We start from the raw sequence: 14,157 nt of genomic DNA, 5'->3' as shown, positions 1-14,157 counted from the left end.
GAGACCAGCTGGCAGGAAACTCGGTGGCGGGCGGAGGAAGCATGGCGACGGCACGTTCGCAGGTGGCGAGGGCCAATTCCCTACGACTGTTCGAGCTGGTCTTCGTGCTGATGTCAGCGGTGCAGCCCATCACACGCCGCCAGATCATCGACCTGGTCAGTGAATACCGCCAGACCGGCGACGGGCCCACCCTCCAGCGCATGTTCGAGCGGGACAAGCAGACCCTGCGTGAACTCGGCATGAACCTGGAGACCAGCGAGACCGACGGGGGAGAGGCCTACCGCCTGCGCGACCGCAGCTTCACCCTGCCCGAGATCGACTTCACCCCCCAGGAACGCGCCATGCTGACCCTGGCCGGCCGGGTGTGGAGTGAGAACGCCATGGCGCGGGAGTCCCAGGACGCGCTGCGCAAGCTCGCGGCGGCCGGTGTCGAGCTGGACGCTGCGCCCAGCCTGGCCTTCCAGCCCTCGGTCTCGGCCCGTGAGCAGGCCTTCCAGCCACTGTGGGAGGCGACGGCACGCCGCCGCCGCGTCCGTTTCAGCTACCGAACCAGCACCGGCACCACTTCGGAACGCCACGTCGAGCCCTGGATGCTCGGTTCCCGGTCAGGTTCCTGGTACCTGATCGGCTTCGACCGTGACCGGCAGGAGAGGCGCTCCTTCAAGCTCTCCCGGATCACCTCCGAGCCGCGCGCGGAGGGCCCGGATGCGTCCTACGAGGTGCCCGAGATCGACCGAGCCGCACTGCTCGCCTCCCTGGCGCCGGCGCCCGGAACCCAGCAGGCAGTCCTCGCGATTCGGGGGGAATACGCGCCCATGCTGCGGCGCCGCGGGCGTCCCATGGTTGTCGTGGGGGACGGACCGGAGCTGCCGGAGGGCTACCGGACCTATGAGGTGCCTTTCAATCGCGAAGCGGACCTGGCGGCCGAGGTCGCCACCCATGGGGCGGATGTCCTCGTGGTCAGCCCGCCGGCTCTTCGGGAGACCGTGATCGACCACCTCCAGCGGGTGGTCGCGGCCCATGGAGGTGCCTCGTGAAGGCCATCGATGACGTGGAGCGGATCTTCCTGATGATCCCGTGGCTGGAACAACACCCCGGCCTGACGCTTGCGGAAGCGGCTGATCATTTCGGTATCCGACCCGAGCGGCTGCGCCACGAGCTGGAGCAGCTGTCGATGATCGGGGCCGACCCGGAGGCCATTGCCCAGGGACGCTTCGGCTACCTCATCGACTTCGAGGAGTTCGACGACGGCACCTTCGTCGTGCGGCCCTCCGAGTACGTCCAGCGGCCCCTGAACCTCACCGCCGACCAGGCACTCAGCCTTGTCATCGGCTTGCGCGCGCTGCAGCCCTTGGTGAGTTCCGAGGCCACGGAGCATGTCGCCAGTGCCCTGGCCAAGCTCGAACGCCTGACCGGGGACGCCGCCAGCCGTGTCGTGGTCCAGGTCGCCTCCGGGGCTGACGAGGTGCGTCGCACGCTGGCAGAGGCCATCGAGGACGGCTGCCGCATCCAGCTCAGCTATGACGGTGCGAATCGCGGCATGACCACCCACCCCGTGGTGGACCCGGTCAGCCTGGTGGTGCGCGGGGGAGCCGCCTACCTGCAGGCCTGGAATGTCGAGTCCGAGGGCTGGCGCACCTATAAGGTGAGCCGCGTCGCGCGGGCCCGCATCCTGGAGGATTCCGCCGTGGACCACGGCCCGGCCCCCGCCCTGCCGGAGACGTGGTTCTCGGGGCAGGAGGCAGAGCGCGTCACCCTCGACCTGGCCCCGGAAGCGCACTGGATCGTGGAGTACGACCCGACCGATGAGTGGCATGACCTGCCCGATACCGAGGGTCGAGGCCCCACCCGTCGGGTCACCATGCCGCTTGTGTCAGAGACCTACCTGACCAGTCGGCTGTTGCAGTTGGCTGATGCGGTGGCGGTGGTTGAGCCGCAGGACGCCGGGGAAACGGCCGCCCGGGTCGCCCGCGACGCGCTGCAGGCCTATTCGCTACTGTGGGGAGCATGACCGTGCTGTGGGTGTGGATCTTCCTGGGCATCGCCCTGGCCGGCCTCGTCAGCATGGTTGGGTGGGCTGTATGGTTGTTCCACAAGGCTGCTGATGTCTACTCCGAGATCCAGATGCTGGGCAGGCGCGGGCAGGAACTCGCCGACCTGCTCGGACAGTTGGATCTTGGCCCGCTCGAGGATGCCCCGGACGCTCCGACCGAGCGTTTCGGACGAGTGGAGCAGGTCGGGTAGGCTCCCCCCTGTGCACGGTGCGCACCCCGCGTTCCCGGGTACACCACGAACCACTGCGGTCATCGGACCGCCTTCTGTGAGGAACCATCATGGGTCTTGGCTGGCAGGAACTTCTCATCATCCTGGCCGTCGCGCTGCTGCTGTTCGGCGGTAGCCGACTGGCCGGCATCGGCAAGGCCTCGGGCCGCGCCATCCGCGAGTTCAAGGAAGAGACTCGCGACCTGCACACCAACAAGCCGAATGCTGTCGAGGAGGGCTGCACCGAGCCCGTCGACGAGGTCATGAACACCAACGCTGCTCGCGGCGCCTCGGTCACCCGCGACGACCGCGTCGTGGACGCGGAGCTCGTCGAGGACGACACCCTGCGCCGCCCCGACCAGCGCTGAACCAGCCGGGCACCTGAACCATGCCTGCAACAGAGGCCAGGACCCGTCGGGGGTTGATGCCTGACTGGCTCAAGCCGGTCAAGCATGACAACCCCGACGGGACCATGGCGCTCGTGGACCACTTGCGCGAGCTCCGCTACCGCGTCATCTGGTCCTTCATCATCTTTCTGATCTTCCTGGTCGCCTGTCTCGTCGTGGAAATGCAGTACCACATCTTCTATGACGTGATCACGAAGCCGTTGATGCAGGCCAAACACGCCTTCGAGAGCCGCACGGGCCAGACGGTCATGGTGACCACCGAGGGCATCACCGGCGCCTTCGCGCTCCGGATGAAGATCGCTGCGATTGCGAGCCTGATCGTCACTTGCCCGGTGTGGATCTGGCACATCTGGGCGTTCATCATGCCCGGCCTGCTGGAGAACGAGAAGAGGTACAGCCTGCGGTTCATGCTCACCGCAGTGCCGTTGTTCCTGATGGGGGTGACGGTCGGTTACCTGGTCCTGCCCAAGGGCTTCGAAGTCATGATGAGCTTCAACCCGCCGGACACCACCCAGATCAACGAGATGAACAAGTACCTGACGTTCGAGTTGCAGATGCTGCTCATCTTCGGGTTGAGCTTCCTGTTGCCGGTGGTGTTGGTGGCGCTCAACCTGGTCGGCGTGCTCCGCGCCCGCACGCTCACCCAGTTCAGGCTGCCTGCCATCTTCGGTTGCTTCATCTTCGGCGCCATCGCCACCCCGAGCACCGACCCCTTCTCGATGCTGGCCCTGTCGGCTCCCATGGCGATTCTCTATATGGTCGCTGAGGTCATCACGCACGCCCACGACCGCCGCCTCCGCGCTCGCGGCGAACTGATCGAGCTCGACGACGAGGACGACTGAGCGGCGGTGGAGGCCAGGACCTTGAGCGTGGTGGCCAATCCCCACGCCGGCCGCGGCCGTGCCCGCCGCGCCATTCCCCGTATCATCACTGAGCTGGTGCGTGGGTTGCCCGGCACCCACGTCCAGCTCTACGAGACCACCAGCTTTCAGGACGCCGCGACCAGAACTCGCGAGGCAGTCGCTGCCGCGTCCCCGGGTGATTCACTGGTGGTCGTCGGCGGTGACGGGATGGCCCACCTCGGCGTCAACGCGTGCGCCGGGACCGAGGTGAACCTGGGCCTCGTCCCGGCGGGGACCGGCAATGATTTCTGCCGCGGGATCGGTGTGCCCACGGACCTGGCCCAGGCCACTCGCGCCATCCTGGCCGGCAGCACGACGCGCATCGACACCAATCGCGTCGAGGGCGCACTCACCGGTGGCGACACCCGACGCCATGTCGGCTGCACCGTGTCGACCGGCTATGACGCCAGGGTCAACGACCATGCCAACCGGTTGCGGTTCACCCTCGGGGCTCCGGCCTACGGCTGGGTGGCGCTGCGGGAACTGGCCGCCTTCTCGCCCCTGAAGTACCGGCTGGAGATTGACGGCGAGGTGCGCGAGCTGGAGGCCATGCTGGTTGCGGTCTCCAACAGCATCTACTTCGGCGGCGGGATGAAAATCGCCCCTCGCGCCTCGGTCACCGATGGGGAACTCGACGTGACCATCATCCACGCCCTCACCCGGATGCAGCTGTTACAGCTGCTGCCCACCATCTACACCGGCGGCTTCGTGAAGCGGCCCGAGGTCGAGTTGCTGCGGGCCTCCAGCGTGATGGTGGACGGGGAGGACCTGGTCGGCATGGCAGATGGTGAACCCCTGGGGACGGTACCCCTGCGGGTGGAGGTCGAACCCGAATCCCTCTCGGTGCATTTGCCGAAGCCGGTTCCCGCTCGGCGCGGCTGAGGTCCAGTAGGGTCGAATCCATGGACGACCCGGAATTCGACCAACTGGACCCTCTCGTTGCTGGGCCCCACGACCGGGCTGACGAGCGTCCCGACCCGGAAGTCCTGGAGGTCCCGGACCTCGATTCCCTGCCGCCTGCGCCCGGTCCGATGTTCGAGGAGTTCTCCCGCGGCTACGCCTTCAGCCTCGACCCCTACCAGGTGGAGGCCTGCGCCCACGTCGAAGCCGGCAGCGGCGTCCTGGTGGCTGCCCCCACCGGGGCGGGCAAGACGGTGGTCGGGGAGTTTGCTGTCTTCTGCGCCCTGCAACAGGGCACCAAGTGCTTCTACACCACCCCGATCAAGGCGTTGTCGAACCAGAAGTACCACGATCTGGTGGAACGCCACGGTGCCGATAACGTGGGGTTGCTGACCGGCGACACCACGGTCAACGGCGAGGCTCCGGTGGTGGTGATGACCACCGAGGTGCTCCGGAACATGATCTATGCCGAGTCCAGCACCCTGCGCAACCTCGGCTACGTGGTGATGGATGAGGTGCACTACCTGGCCGACCGCTTCCGCGGTGCCGTCTGGGAAGAGGTCATCCTCGGGCTGGCCGAGAGCGTCCAGTTGGTCAGCCTGTCGGCCACGGTGAGCAATGCCGAGGAGTTCGGCGACTGGCTCGACGAAGTCCGGGGCGACGTTGCCGTGGTCGTCTCGGAGCGGCGTCCCGTCCCGCTGTACCAGCATGTCCTGGCCGGACGCACCCTCTATGACCTGTTCGCCGGCGACGCCCCCACGGCGGTGGCGCTGCCCAACAAGCACGCCCCCGATGTCAACCCCGAGCTGGTCAAACTGGCCAAGCAGGAGGCACGCGGGCAGCGCGACGACTCGCGGCGTCCCCGGGGGCGCTCGGGCAAGGGCAAGACGCCGACGAAGGGTTCGGGTCGCTTCGGCGGGGCGGCGTCCCGACACGATGCCCGCGGACGCGACCGCAGCGAGCAGGGCCCACGCCTGGTGCCCTCGCGCTGGAGCGCGGTGATCACCCTCGAACGCGCCCACCTGCTCCCGGCAATCGTGTTCATTTTCAGCCGTGCCGGCTGCGATGGGGCGGTGCGGCAGTTGGTGGGGTCCGGTGCCCGGCTGACCACCCCGCGCGAGGCCGCGCGGCTGCTGGAGATTGCTGAACGCCACGCCGGTGGGCTCAGCGCCCAGGACCGGCTGGCCCTGGACTACGACTTCTTCCTGGAAGCCCTGCAACGCGGCGTGGCTGCTCACCACGCCGGCATCCTGCCCGCCTTCAAGGCGATCGTGGAGGAGGGCTTCGCCGAGGGCCTGATCAAGGTCGTGTACGCCACCGAAACCCTGGCCCTGGGCATCAACATGCCCGCGCGGACCGTCATGATCGAGAAGCTGGTCAAGTTCAACGGCGAGGCCCACGTCGACATCACGCCGGGGGAGTACACCCAGCTCACCGGACGTGCCGGTCGTCGCGGCATCGACGTGGAGGGCCACGCCGTGGTGATGTGGGCGCCCGGTCTCGATCCGCGCGCCCTGGCAGGTCTGGCATCCCGCCGTACGTACCCGCTGAAGAGTTCCTTCGCCCCCACCTACAACATGGCGGTGAACCTGGTCGGGCGCCTGGGCCGGGAACAGGCCCGCAGCATGCTGGAGCAGTCCTTCGCACAGTTCCAGACCGACCGCTCGGTGGTGCAGCTGGCACGCGGCGCCGAGCGCGATGCCGAGGTGCGCGAGCAGTACCTGGAAGCTGCCACCTGCCACCTGGGCGACTTCAGCGAGTACGCCCGGCTGCGCGAGGAGATCAAGCAGCTCGAGAACGAGATGGCCCGTGCCCGGAAGTCGGACTTCCGAGCCGAGGTGTACGAGTCCCTGATCGACCTGGAACCTGGTTCGGTGATCTGGGTCCCGGGCGGGCGCCACGAGGGGTGGGCGGTCGTCGTCGATCCCGGCCGCGGTCGCGACGTCGAGCCGCACCCGATGGTGATGACCATCGGACGCGAGCTGGTCCGGCTCACGATGAAGGATTTCCCGACCCCCACCTCCGTGGTCGGCCGGGTGCGCGTGCCTCGGAAGTTCAACCCCCGTGAGGCGGCGAGCCGAAAGTCACTGGCCGCCAGCTTCCACAACAAGCTCAACGAGCTGCAGCCCGAGCCCCCGGCCCCCATGGTGGCCCGACCCAACCAGGAGATCCTGGACGAGATCGAGGGGCTGCGTCGCCGGCTCAAGCAGCACCCCTGTCACCAGTGCCCGGATCGGGAATCCCATGCCCGCTTCGCCGAACGCGCGATGCGACTGGAACGTGACCAGGTACGGGCTGAGAAGAAGCTGGCGGCACGGACCAACACGATCGCGAACTCCTTCGACAAGATCTGCGCCGTCCTCACCAGCCTGGGGTACCTGAGCGCGGAGGACCCGGATCGGGTCACCGCCGAGGGCCAGATGCTCGCCCGGATCTACTCCGAGCTGGACCTGGTCGCGGCAGAGGCGCTGCAGGAGGGCGTCTTCGACACCCTCGACGTGCCCCAGCTGGCCGCCGTCGCCTCCAGCCTGGTCTACGAGGCGCGCCGCACTGAACTGGGTCGCATGTCGCGCATGCCGGACCGGGAGTCGGAGAAGGCCCAGAGCCGACTGCGCGACATCTGGCGTCGTGTCGGGCAGCTGGAGCGTGAGCACAAGCTGGAGCGGGCTGCCGAGCCGGATATTGGCTTTGCCGAGGCGGCCTACGCCTGGGCTGATGGACGCCCGCTGGCCGAGGTGCTGGAGCTCTGCCAGCTGCCCGCCGGCGACTTCGTCCGCTGGATCCGCCAGGTCGCCGACATGACTGGACAGCTGGCCGTTGCCGCCGGGATGCGCGCCCAGGCACTGGTCTCCGAGGGTGCCCCGCCCGGACCGGCAGACGAGTTGCCCCGCCAGCTGCGCATGGTGGTGGACCAGATGCGCCGCGGCGTGGTCACCTTCGACCCCGACGAGGACTGAGTGGCGATCCTCTCGACCGCCCCGTATGCACGATATGGGACGTGCACACGTCAGGCGGCGGGAGGGATTCAGCCCACGAGCTTGGCCAGGACCGAGATGATGATCCAGATGGCGGCGATGGCCGAGGCGGCCATGACCAGCACGACGCCGAGCACCACGGCGACCGCCTTGGCCAGGTAGACCCGGTGCGGGTCGGTGCTGAACTCGCCGGTCTCAATGGCTTGGCGCAGGAGCCGGTAGTTCTTGCGATTCGCCCGATGAGCAATGTCGGCGGCGTCCCCGATGAAGGGCACCCAGCCGAGCGCGGTGTCGAACAGCAGGTTCCACGCCATTCGCAGCAGCACGGGGATCGGGACCCGTCGGCGGACTGCGTCGGTGAGCATCGTGCTGGCCAGCACCGTGGTCAGCGAGTCTCCCACCCCAGGAATCAGGCAGATGAGGCCGTCCAGACCGATGCCGAAGTTCGTGCCGGGGATCCTGACCAAGTCGTCCAGAACCGTTGCGAGCAGGTCCGATTCCTTGGCCGGCTGGACGGGGGCGGCGGGTTCCTCCTTGCGACGAACCCGCCGACCCCCCGGTCGTGGGTGCTCACTCATCAGGAGGCCTGGGACACGGTGGACATGTTGAAGTCAGGCACGCGCATCGCGGGCGCCTGGGTCAGCTGGAACCAGTCATTCCACTCCCGGCACAGCGTCCGCTCACTGGCTGACAGTTCGGTCATGCGCCCCAACAGGGACACCGGCGACTCGTTCCAGCGGAAGTTGTTGACCGCGCCGACGACCTTCCCATCTTCCACCAGGTACACCCCGTCGCGGGTCAGCCCGGTGAGCAGGAGGGTGTCCGGATCCACTTCCCGGATGTACCACAGGCAGGTCAGCAGCAGACCACGCTTCGTGGACGCCACCAGCTGGTCGAGGGTCGCGGTCCCGCCGCCGTCCAGCAGCAAGTTCCCGGTCGGGTAGGGCAGCGTGGCCGGATGCTGCCCCGAGCGTTCCACCTCGTAGCCGGTCTCCACCAGCTGCCGAAGAACCCCGCGCGAGATCCAGTCCGTGCGTCCCACGGTGGCACCGTTGTCGTAGACCGACATGATCCCGGCCCGCGAACTGCCTGCCACTGCAAAGGGGGCGCACTCCATCCCCGCCACCCCGGGATCCGACGCCATGGTGAGAGGGAGCGAGGCCAGCTGCTCGCCCACACGCGTGGAGCCCGGCTGCTTGCCGGCGAAGACGCTCTGGCCCTCACGGGCGGAGCGTCCGTCCATGCTCCAGTAGGCGTAGATCATCAGGTCTGACACCGCGGAGGGGGGCAGGATGACCTCATAACGGCCCGCCGGCAGGTCGATGCGGTTCTCACACCCGGACAGCCGCTCCAGGACCTCGGAGACCAAGCCGTCCATGCCGATGTCGGAGAAGTCTGCGGTCGAGCGACCCACCCAGGCCGAGCCGACCATGTCGGGATGCTTGGCGTTGAGCTCCAGCCGACCCAGGCGGGTCACCGAGCGTCGCCGCGACCCCGACGAGGTTCCCAGCCAGGTGGTGTGCACGATGTGCTCGGCGAAACCGAAGAACAGGTGCTTGTCCCCGGCCTGCTCGAAAGCTCGTCCGAGCCCTTCGCACACCCCGGCCAGCACCTCAAAGGTGGTGGCCTCGGCGCCGGTGGCGAAGTCCTCGTCCTCGGTCCCGGCGGGCAGCTCGTGGGCGTCCTCGTCCGGCGTCCCGGCCTGGGCCACCAGGGCAGCCTGGCGAACCAGTTCGACGACCTCTTCCGGTGAGCCGACCGGCCCCTCGAGGCAGCCCGAGGCGGTGCCACCTTCGACGCTGGCCATCGCCACGACCTGCGCCTTGAGGTGGTGCATCTGGCCATTGGTGGTCAGGGCATTGTTTGCCCAGCGCACGTTGGTCTCGTAGGTCTCGGTCAGGATCACCACGCAGCCCTGGTCGGCACCGGGCAGGTCGTGCGCGGCCGTGAGGGCCTGGTCAATCCACGCGCGCATCAGTCGTTCCCCTCATTCGTGTCATTGGAGTTCGAGTCCTCGGAGCTGCTGCCGGCCTCGGCCACGGTGTTGAGCACATTCACCCCACGGAACAGGGCGGCTGGGCAGCCGTGACTCACGGCAGCGACCTGCCCCGGCTGACCCTTGCCGCAGTTCATCGCACCCTGCAGCACGTACGTCGAGGGGCCGCCCACAGCTTCCATCGAGCCCCAGAAGTCGGTGGTGGTCGCCTGGTAGGCAGCGTCGCGGACCTGGCCCACGATGCGACCGTTCTTCACCTGGTGGAATCGCTGCCCGGTGAACTGGAAGTTGTAGCGCTGCATGTCGATGGACCAGGACTTGTCGCCCACGACGTACAGACCGTCGCCCAACTGCGCCAGCAGGTCGTCGAGCGTGACATCCTCGACAGCGGGCTGCAGCGACACATTGGGCATCCGCTGCAGCGGAATGTGCGAGGCGGAGTCGGCGAAGGCGCAGCCGTTGGAGCGTCCGCCATTCAGCCCGCGCTCAGCGGCCATCTGGCGGTTGAGCTGGTACCCGACCAGGATGCCGTCGCGAATGATGTCGAAGCTCTGCGCCTCCACGCCCTCGCTGTCCCAGCCGATAGACGCGAGGCCTCGGTCAGTCGTGCGGTCCCCGGTGACGTTCATCACCGGTGACCCGTACGTCAGGCTGCCGAGCTTGTCGATGGTCGCGAAGCTGGTGCCGGCGTAGGCGGCTTCGTAGCCCAGGGCGCGGTCCAGCTCGGTGCCGTGGGCCACCGACTCGTGGATGGTCAACCACAGGTTGCTGGGGTCGATGAGCAGGTCGGTCGCTCCCGGCTCCACGCTGGGCGCCTTGACGAGCTCGGCGAGCAGCTCACCGAGCCCGGCGATCTCGGTGTCGAAGTCCCAACCGGTCCCGGTCAGGTACTCCCAGCCCCGGCCCACTGGCGGTGCGATGGTCCGCATCGTCGAGATGCCGCCCTCACCGACGGCGATGGCCGTGAACTCGGGGTGCACGCGCAGCCGCTGCTGCACGGTGCGGGTCCCGGCCAGGTCGGCGAAGAACGTGTTCTCCTGCGCTGCCATCACCGTGGCCGAGGTGTGGTCGACCCCGGGCTGGGCGCCGAGCGCCTCCAGCAGCTGCACCAGCCGCGCCGTGCGCTCGGCCTTGGGGACATCGAAGGGGTTCAGGTCGTAGTCGGAGACCCACTCGCCCACGTGCACCGGTTCTGTGGCGAGCTCGACCGGCCGCGGGGTCAACGGGGCAGAGACCTCCGCGATGCGGCAGGCCTGCTCGGCCAGCCCGGCCGCTGCGTCCGGGGTCAGGGCGACACCCGCCGCGAAACCCCAGGAGCCGCGGTGCACAACTCGCACCGACAGGCCGAGGTCGCTGGAGTCGCTGGACCCGGTGACGACGGCGTCCCGCAGTGAGGTGACGGAGGTGCGATGGCGTTCGACGCGGACATCGGCGTGGGTGGCGCCGAGTTCCCGGGCCCGGCTGAGGGCGGCATCGGCGAGGGCGTCCAGGGGCAATCCCGTGAACGTCGGATCGAGTTGGGGCATGGTGCCCACTCTAGGGAACGCCGCGGACAAAACGCCCCACCGCCGGGGAGGGTCGCCCGGACTATGGTGGGGGCATGGCTGTTGCGATCCGGGTGATTCCCTGCCTTGATGTCCACGCGGGGCGAGTCGTGAAGGGTGTGAACTTCACGAACCTGCGTGACGCCGGGGATCCTGTCGAGCTGGCCCGGGCCTACGGCCAGGCCGGTGCCGACGAGGTCACCTTCCTCGACATCTCAGCCAGTAGTGAGGGACGCGCCACCACCCGCGACATGGTCGCCCGGTGCGCCGAGACAGTCTTCATCCCGCTCACCGTCGGTGGGGGAGTGGGATCGGTGGCGGACGTCGACATCCTCCTGCGGCACGGAGCGGACAAGGTCGGCATGAACACCGGCGCCATTCGACGCCCGGAGGCCATCGGCGAAATCGCCGACCGCTTCGGCAACCAGGTACTGGTGCTCTCAGTGGATGCCCGCCGCGAGCCCGGCATGCCCTCCGGCTTCGGCGTGACCACCCACGGTGGTCGCCAGTCCGCCGGTCTGGATGCCGTGGAGTGGGCCCGCGAGGCCGTCGACCGCGGGGCGGGTGAGGTGTTGCTCAACTCGATGGATGCCGATGGCACCAACGACGGTTTCGACCTGGAACTGCTCGAGAAAGTGCGGTCCGCGGTCGATGTCCCCCTCATCGCCTCAGGCGGGGCCGGGACCGTGGAACACTTCGCGCAAGCGGCCCGGGCCGGGGCTGACGCGCTGCTGGCAGCCAGCGTCTTCCATTTCGGCAGGCTGTCCATCGGCCAGGTGAAGAAGGGTCTGGCGCAGGCCGGTTTCGAGGTACGAGAAGGAGAGGTCCATGTCTGAGCGCATCGCCTGGGTGCCCTACGAGAGCGTCGACGAGGCAGTGCGAGTGCTGGGTTCTCACCCCGGTATCCGCTACGAACCCTTCACCGACAACTCCACCCCACCCGAGGGCATCGACCGCGTCGGCTTCATGGTGCTGCCCTATGCCCAACAACCCGAGATCCTCGACCGCATCGGCGAGATGGGGTCCCTCGAGGTCGTGCAGTCGCAGATGGCGGGGGTGGACGCGATCGCCCCGAAGGTGCCCGCCGAGGTGGTGCTGTGCAACGCGGCCGGCGTCCATGACTCAGCCACCGCCGAGATCGCCCTGGCCCTGGCATTGGCCAGGGCCCGCGACCTGGACCTCTACGCCCGGGACCAGCCCGCCGGGGTGTGGAAGCCACACTGGGCTCCAGGGCTGGCCGACCAGCGTGTGACGGTCCTCGGGTACGGTCACATCGGCAAGGCCATCGAGCGACGCCTGGCGGGGTTCGAGGTGGCCTCGATCACCCGCTTGGCCACCACCGCGCGGACAGAATCGGTCGACGGCGAGGACGTGCAGGTTCGCGCGATCGACGAGCTGATGGAGGTCCTCCCGGAGACCGATGTGCTGTTCATCATCGCCCCACTGACCGAGACCACCCGTGGGCTGATCGAGGAGAAGGCGCTGGCGGCACTGCCCGATGGCGCCATGGTCGTCAACATCGGTCGTGGGCCGATCGTCGACACCCAGGCCCTCATCCAGGCCTGCCAGGGAGGCCGCATCACCGCGGCGATGGATGTCGTCGATCCCGAACCGGTGCCGCCGCTGCATCCGCTGCGCACCACGCCGGGCGTCTTCTTCAGCCCCCATGTCGGCGGTTACACCCGGGCCTTCGAACCTCGCCGGGATGCCCTGCTGCGTCGGCAGCTGCAGCACTGGGCGAAGGATGAATCACTGGACAACGTTGTGGAAGGTCGAGGATGAGCTGCGTCTTCTGCTCCATCGCGGAGGGGGGCATTCCCGCCGACGTCGTGGCGCGCGACCAGACCGGCCTGGCCTTCCTCGACCTGCACCCCAAGCAGCCCGGCCACACCCTTGTGATCCCCAGGGAACACGTGCGGGACCTCGGGGACGGCGCCGCCGCCTTCGCCCGCATCGCCCCGCTGGTCACCAGCACTGTCGCACGGCTGAAGGCGAAGCTCGGGGCCAGTGGGATCAAGCTGGTCGTGAACTCCGGGGCGGAGGCGGGCCAGGAGGTCTTCCACCTGCACGTCCACCTCGTCCCCTTCTATGGCCAGTCGGAGAAGCCGGCGGACCGCGAGGCCGTGGTGGGCCTGCTCTGCGGTGATGCCTGAGACGACGGCGCCTGAACGGGAGCCGCCGGAGGGGGGACTGACGGAAGGGGAGGTTCCCGTGGGCGGGGAGGACTGGTCCCACAGGCTGGTGCCTCGCCTGGCCGCCGTGCTGCTCGTCTCGCTCGTGGCCGCCGTCGCGATGGTGTGGCTGGGTGGGGGAACCCTGGTGCCCTGGCACCCAGCCACCACCGACCTGGCCGACATCGTGCTGGTGGAACGCTCCATGGCGCAGGGGAAGCCGGTCTTCGGGCCCGAGGCACCCTCCGACCTGGGTTTCACACCCTTTGGCGCCCTGGCGCTGTCGCCGCTGGCGCTGTTGTCATTGGGTGCCTGGCAGGTATTGGTGACCCTGGCCTCTTCCTTTGCCCTGGTCGACGTGGTGCGCCATGCTTGGGGCGTTCACGGCTGGTGGATCGTCCCGGCGTCGGTGGCCGTCCTGGCGCTTCCTCCCGTCCTGGACGCCTTCCTGCGGGGGCAGGTGATCCTGCCGCTGCTGGCGCTGGTGGTGGCCGATGTGCTGGCGCGAGCGGCCCCCTCAGCGGCGGTACCACGACGTCGGCCACGTCTCCTGCCGCAGGGGGTGGGCGTCGGTCTCGCGGCCGCGGTCTGGCTGCCCTTTGCCTGGGTTCTTGTCGCGTTGGCGTTCGCGGGCCAACGCCGAAGGGCCTTGGGCGGGTTCGCCGCATGGGTGGCTGCCGCCAGCGTGGGATGGATGGTCCTCCCCGACCAGACTGAGAGGCTCGTGGACGCCTGGTCGCCGGGACTGGCGGGCCTGCTCGCCGGTGGGATGGCGCTCGCCGTCGCGGTGGTCTCGGGTCGCCTATGGGTGGCGCGTCCCACGCTTGCCCTGGGGGTGGTCCTGTGCGGCGCGGCGGGGCTGATGGCCTCGCCGCTGACCTGGCCGTGGGTGGGGCTTCTGGTCCTGGTGGGGGCGGTAGTGGCACCCCGCCTACCCTCCAGGATATGGCCCCCGGCTGTGACCCGATGAGGACATGTGGTTGACTACTCAACGTAGTAG

Annotated in this window: 13 protein-coding genes and 1 pseudogene; 11 read left to right on the top strand and 3 right to left on the bottom strand. The window is 68.4% G+C overall.

The genetic code is table 11. The features are described 5' to 3' along the window. Positions 1-41: 41 nt before the first annotated feature. The 7 genes and pseudogenes from M3G03_RS06285 to M3G03_RS06255 all read left to right on the top strand — a co-directional run bounded on the left by M3G03_RS06285 (position 42) and on the right by M3G03_RS06255 (position 7,428). Positions 42-1,037, top strand: a complete 996-nt coding sequence (locus M3G03_RS06285; RefSeq protein WP_259808825.1) for a YafY family protein — start codon at positions 42-44, stop codon at positions 1,035-1,037. Beyond that, complete coding sequence (locus M3G03_RS06280; protein ID WP_259808824.1) at positions 1,034-2,011, top strand: YafY family protein; 978 nt, start codon at positions 1,034-1,036, stop codon at positions 2,009-2,011. The genes M3G03_RS06285 and M3G03_RS06280 overlap by 4 nt, the downstream gene beginning before the upstream one ends. Beyond that, complete coding sequence (locus tag M3G03_RS06275) at positions 2,008-2,244, top strand: hypothetical protein (protein WP_259808823.1); 237 nt, start codon at positions 2,008-2,010, stop codon at positions 2,242-2,244. Before M3G03_RS06280 ends, M3G03_RS06275 begins: the two co-directional genes overlap by 4 nt. A gap of 89 nt (positions 2,245-2,333) precedes the next feature. Continuing rightward, positions 2,334-2,498 (top strand): annotated as a pseudogene (gene tatA, locus M3G03_RS06270) (twin-arginine translocase TatA/TatE family subunit); the annotation flags it as partial. Positions 2,499-2,686: 188 nt separating this feature from the next. Continuing rightward, on the top strand, positions 2,687-3,511 hold the full coding sequence (gene tatC / locus M3G03_RS06265; protein ID WP_259808822.1) for a twin-arginine translocase subunit TatC: 825 nt from the start codon (positions 2,687-2,689) through the stop codon (positions 3,509-3,511). Between the two features lie 27 nt (positions 3,512-3,538). Next, on the top strand, positions 3,539-4,453 hold the full coding sequence (locus M3G03_RS06260) for a diacylglycerol kinase family protein (protein WP_259808821.1): 915 nt from the start codon (positions 3,539-3,541) through the stop codon (positions 4,451-4,453). Between the two features lie 149 nt (positions 4,454-4,602). Beyond that, entirely contained in the window at positions 4,603-7,428 is a 2,826-nt protein-coding gene (locus M3G03_RS06255) for an RNA helicase (protein ID WP_259808857.1), read from the top strand. Between the two features lie 68 nt (positions 7,429-7,496). On the opposite strand, the gene M3G03_RS06250 is transcribed toward M3G03_RS06255, so the two are convergent. Genes M3G03_RS06250 through M3G03_RS06240 form a run of 3 tightly spaced genes read right to left on the bottom strand, consistent with a single transcriptional unit; the run spans position 7,497 to position 10,968 of the window. Continuing rightward, positions 7,497-8,024, bottom strand: a complete 528-nt coding sequence (locus M3G03_RS06250; RefSeq protein WP_259808820.1) for a DUF4112 domain-containing protein — start codon at positions 8,022-8,024, stop codon at positions 7,497-7,499. Beyond that, positions 8,024-9,421 carry a metallopeptidase TldD-related protein gene (locus M3G03_RS06245; RefSeq protein WP_259808819.1) on the bottom strand — a complete coding sequence of 466 codons (1,398 nt, stop codon included), beginning with the start codon at positions 9,419-9,421 and terminating at the stop codon, positions 8,024-8,026. Before M3G03_RS06245 ends, M3G03_RS06250 begins: the two co-directional genes overlap by 1 nt. Next, entirely contained in the window at positions 9,421-10,968 is a 1,548-nt protein-coding gene (locus tag M3G03_RS06240; RefSeq protein ID WP_259808818.1) for a TldD/PmbA family protein, read from the bottom strand. The genes M3G03_RS06245 and M3G03_RS06240 overlap by 1 nt, the downstream gene beginning before the upstream one ends. Before the next feature lie 74 nt (positions 10,969-11,042). Between M3G03_RS06240 and hisF the strand changes: the two genes are divergently transcribed. From hisF to M3G03_RS06220, 4 genes are read left to right on the top strand one after another with little or no spacing between them, the layout of a single operon-like run. Beyond that, positions 11,043-11,822, top strand: a complete 780-nt coding sequence (gene hisF / locus M3G03_RS06235; RefSeq protein ID WP_259808817.1) for an imidazole glycerol phosphate synthase subunit HisF — start codon at positions 11,043-11,045, stop codon at positions 11,820-11,822. Continuing rightward, positions 11,815-12,768 carry an NAD(P)-dependent oxidoreductase gene (locus M3G03_RS06230; RefSeq protein WP_259808816.1) on the top strand — a complete coding sequence of 318 codons (954 nt, stop codon included), beginning with the start codon at positions 11,815-11,817 and terminating at the stop codon, positions 12,766-12,768. The genes hisF and M3G03_RS06230 overlap by 8 nt, the downstream gene beginning before the upstream one ends. After that, positions 12,765-13,139, top strand: coding sequence for an HIT family protein (locus M3G03_RS06225; RefSeq protein ID WP_259808815.1), 375 nt, complete (start codon positions 12,765-12,767; stop codon positions 13,137-13,139). Before M3G03_RS06230 ends, M3G03_RS06225 begins: the two co-directional genes overlap by 4 nt. Beyond that, complete coding sequence (locus tag M3G03_RS06220) at positions 13,132-14,127, top strand: glycosyltransferase family 87 protein (RefSeq protein ID WP_259808814.1); 996 nt, start codon at positions 13,132-13,134, stop codon at positions 14,125-14,127. The genes M3G03_RS06225 and M3G03_RS06220 overlap by 8 nt, the downstream gene beginning before the upstream one ends. The last annotated feature ends 30 nt before the right edge of the window (positions 14,128-14,157 follow it).

The organism is Aestuariimicrobium sp. p3-SID1156, from assembly GCF_025144225.1.
In the GTDB taxonomy this organism is placed as follows: domain Bacteria; phylum Actinomycetota; class Actinomycetes; order Propionibacteriales; family Propionibacteriaceae; genus Aestuariimicrobium.
This window is presented reverse-complemented; position numbering and strand designations above follow the sequence as displayed.

What these genes read in the sequence shown, in the direction of transcription:
- M3G03_RS06230 (WP_259808816.1), top strand. Translation starts at nt 11,815, where the DNA reads ATGTCTGAGCGCATCGCCTGGGTGCCCTACGAGAGCGTCGACGAGGCA.
- M3G03_RS06245 (WP_259808819.1), bottom strand. Translation starts at nt 9,421, where the DNA reads ATGCGCGCGTGGATTGACCAGGCCCTCACGGCCGCGCACGACCTGCCC.
- M3G03_RS06285 (WP_259808825.1), top strand. Translation starts at nt 42, where the DNA reads ATGGCGACGGCACGTTCGCAGGTGGCGAGGGCCAATTCCCTACGACTG.
- tatC (WP_259808822.1), top strand. Translation starts at nt 2,687, where the DNA reads ATGCCTGACTGGCTCAAGCCGGTCAAGCATGACAACCCCGACGGGACC.
- M3G03_RS06225 (WP_259808815.1), top strand. Translation starts at nt 12,765, where the DNA reads ATGAGCTGCGTCTTCTGCTCCATCGCGGAGGGGGGCATTCCCGCCGAC.
- M3G03_RS06255 (WP_259808857.1), top strand. Translation starts at nt 4,603, where the DNA reads ATGTTCGAGGAGTTCTCCCGCGGCTACGCCTTCAGCCTCGACCCCTAC.
- M3G03_RS06220 (WP_259808814.1), top strand. Translation starts at nt 13,132, where the DNA reads ATGCCTGAGACGACGGCGCCTGAACGGGAGCCGCCGGAGGGGGGACTG.
- hisF (WP_259808817.1), top strand. Translation starts at nt 11,043, where the DNA reads ATGGCTGTTGCGATCCGGGTGATTCCCTGCCTTGATGTCCACGCGGGG.
- M3G03_RS06275 (WP_259808823.1), top strand. Translation starts at nt 2,008, where the DNA reads ATGACCGTGCTGTGGGTGTGGATCTTCCTGGGCATCGCCCTGGCCGGC.
- M3G03_RS06240 (WP_259808818.1), bottom strand. Translation starts at nt 10,968, where the DNA reads ATGCCCCAACTCGATCCGACGTTCACGGGATTGCCCCTGGACGCCCTC.
- M3G03_RS06250 (WP_259808820.1), bottom strand. Translation starts at nt 8,024, where the DNA reads ATGAGTGAGCACCCACGACCGGGGGGTCGGCGGGTTCGTCGCAAGGAG.